The sequence below is a fragment of the Leucobacter sp. 7(1) genome (genome assembly GCF_900163635.1).
GTDB lineage: Bacteria > Actinomycetota > Actinomycetes > Actinomycetales > Microbacteriaceae > Leucobacter.
In genome coordinates this window covers 1-2,525 of record NZ_FUID01000074.1, presented here as the reverse complement: position 1 = coordinate 2,525, position 2,525 = coordinate 1, and the positions used below count along the sequence as shown (strand labels likewise).

The 2,525-nt window shown below is 68.6% G+C and carries 2 protein-coding genes; both read left to right on the top strand.

All coding sequences use genetic code 11. From position 1 onward, the window contains the following. A partial coding sequence (locus FM113_RS14200; protein WP_140393379.1) for a conjugal transfer protein TrbL occupies window positions 1–1,271 on the top strand: 1,271 nt, incomplete at its 5' end. 5 nt (window positions 1,272–1,276) lie between these two features. Next, window positions 1,277–2,525: SCO6880 family protein (locus FM113_RS14195; RefSeq protein ID WP_087015481.1), on the top strand; the 1,249-nt coding region annotated here is incomplete at its 3' end.

The window sequence follows — 2,525 nt, the reverse complement described above, 5'->3', positions numbered from 1 at the left end:
AGGCGGTCTGGGCGGTGTTCGACACCACCACCCTCGTCGACGTCACCGACGAAGGTTACGTCGGGGTCTACAACATCCTGTTCGGGGTCGCGGTGTTCGTGGTGCTGATCTTCTTCTGCCTGCAACTGATCACCGGACTCATCCACCGCGACCCCACCGCCCTCACCCGCGCCGCCCTCGGGGCGGCGAAAAGCATCCTCGGCTCCTTCGTCGCCATCGGACTCACCGGCCTGCTGCTGGAGATCACCGATCAACTCGCGGTCGGCATCGTGCAAGCGACGGGGAACACGATGGAATCCATCGGCGACCGCATCACCCTGCTTGCGGCGGGGTTCGCGGGGATCAACATCGCCGCCCCCGGCGTCGGGGCGATCGTCACGATCTTCCTCGCGGGCCTTGCCATCAGCGCGGCGGCAATCGTGTGGTTCTCCCTCCTAATCCGCAAAGCCCTCCTGCTGGTCGCAATCGTGTTCGCCCCCATCGCTCTCGCCGGGTTCTCCTGGGATGCGACCAAGGGCTGGTTCGGAAAGTGGGCGACGTTCGTGATCGCGCTGATCTTGTCGAAGCTGGTGCTGGTGGTGATCTTCCTCGTCGCGATCACCCAAGTGTCCGCGCCGATCGAGCTGGATCTCGCGTCGATCAGCGACCCCATCGCCGGGGTCGTGCTGATGTTCATCGCCGCGTTCGCCCCGTACATCACGTACAAGTTCGTCACGTTCATCGGCTTCGATATGTACCACTCGATGAGCGCGGAGCAAGAAGCTAAGTCCGCGCTCAACCGTCCCGTCCCTGTGCCGTCAGCACCGAAGACCGACGGGGCGAAGAAGGTACTCGATGCCGCCGGCGATAAGGGCGGCGGCGCGGCACCATCCGGTGGAGGCACCCCGCCCGCAACGACTGCGACGCCCGCAGTCGGAGGGGGCGCAGCGGCAGGAGGTGGTTCCGGTGGCGCGGCCGGTGCGGGTGCCGGGAGCGCGGGCGGCAGTGCGGGCGCAGCCGGTGCCGGAGCTGGCGGGGCTGCTGCTGCGGGACCGGCGGCAGCGGTCGTTGTCGGAGCTCAGGTGGTCGGTGCGGCAGCGACCGCGGGGCCGAAGCTCGGCGGCAAGGTCGGCGGTGCCGCGGAAGGGCACGCGGCAGGGGCCGGTGAGACTGTGCAACCCGCACCACCACCGCCTGCACCGAGTCACACGCCGACCGCGCCACCGGCATGCCCGGCACCCTCGACGCCTCCGCCTGCGCCGTCGCCGAAGCCGTCTGCCGGGAAGGAGTGAGACTGATGTCGACTCAGCACAACACGAGCAGTGCGGGGTTTGGGTTGCGGGCGATGCAGTTCTCCCGCCTCACCCGCCGCGGCATCCTCCTCGGACTGTCCATCCCGCAACTCATCGTCCTCGCCATCGGTGTCCTCTCCATCGTCGGTGCCCTCTACGCCGGCGGCGGGATGCTGCTGGCCTGGACCGCACCCATCTGGCTCCTCTCCGCAACGCTCGCCTGGACACCTGTCGGTGGCCGGAAGCTGGTCGAGTGGGTGCCCGTCACCGCCCGGTGGGTCGCCCGCACCCAGAAGCGGCAGACGGTGTTCCGCCGCCGGATTGTGAAACCCCGCCCCGCAGGAACGTTGGCGTTACCCGGTGACGCGGCGTCGCTTCGGGAATGGGAAGACCCGGACACGGGCGCGGCGATGATCCACGACCCCCACGGCCAGACCCTCACCGCGATCGTCGGCGTCTCGCATCCTGCGTTCGTGCTCCTCGACCAGGGCGAGCAGGAACGCCGGGTCGCTACCTGGGGGCGCGTGCTCGCCACGACCTGCCGGTCCGGGAGGATCGCCCGCCTGCAAGTGTGCGAACGCACGCTCCCCGATGGAGGTTCCGGACTGATCGAGTGGTGGCAACGCCACGGCACTGACGACGGGTCTTGGACCTCCACCGTGTACCGCGAGCTCATCGACCGTGCCGGACCCGCCGGGGAACGCCACGCCACCACCATCAGCGTCGCCCTCGACCTCAAAGCTACCGCCCGTCAGGTCCGCACCAACGGCGGCGGCATCAAGGGAGCCGCCGCCGTCCTACGCCAAGAGATGACCACCCTCGTGACGGCGTTGCGGGCGGCGGAGCTCACGAACACCGGGTGGCTCACCCCCGCACAGGTCGCGGTGATCCTCCGATCCGCCTACGACCCCGCCACGGCCGCGATCCTCGAACGGAACACCGACATCGGGCGCACGCTTGCGACCGCGGGGCCTGTCGCGGTGACCGAGTCGTGGGATCGGTTGCGGTCGGATTCCGCGTTCCATGCGGTGCTGTGGGTGTCGGAGTGGCCGAGGTCGCAGGTGTATCCGGGGTTCCTCGCCCCGGTGTTGTTGTCGTCGGGGATTCAGCGGGCGTTCTCGCTGGTGTGTACGCCGATCCGGTCGGATCAGGCGGCACGGGATATCCGGAAGAAGAAGACCGAGCTGATCTCGGATGCTGCGCAGCGGCAGAAGATGGGGCAGATCGAAGACGCCTCCCAGACCGCCGAATACG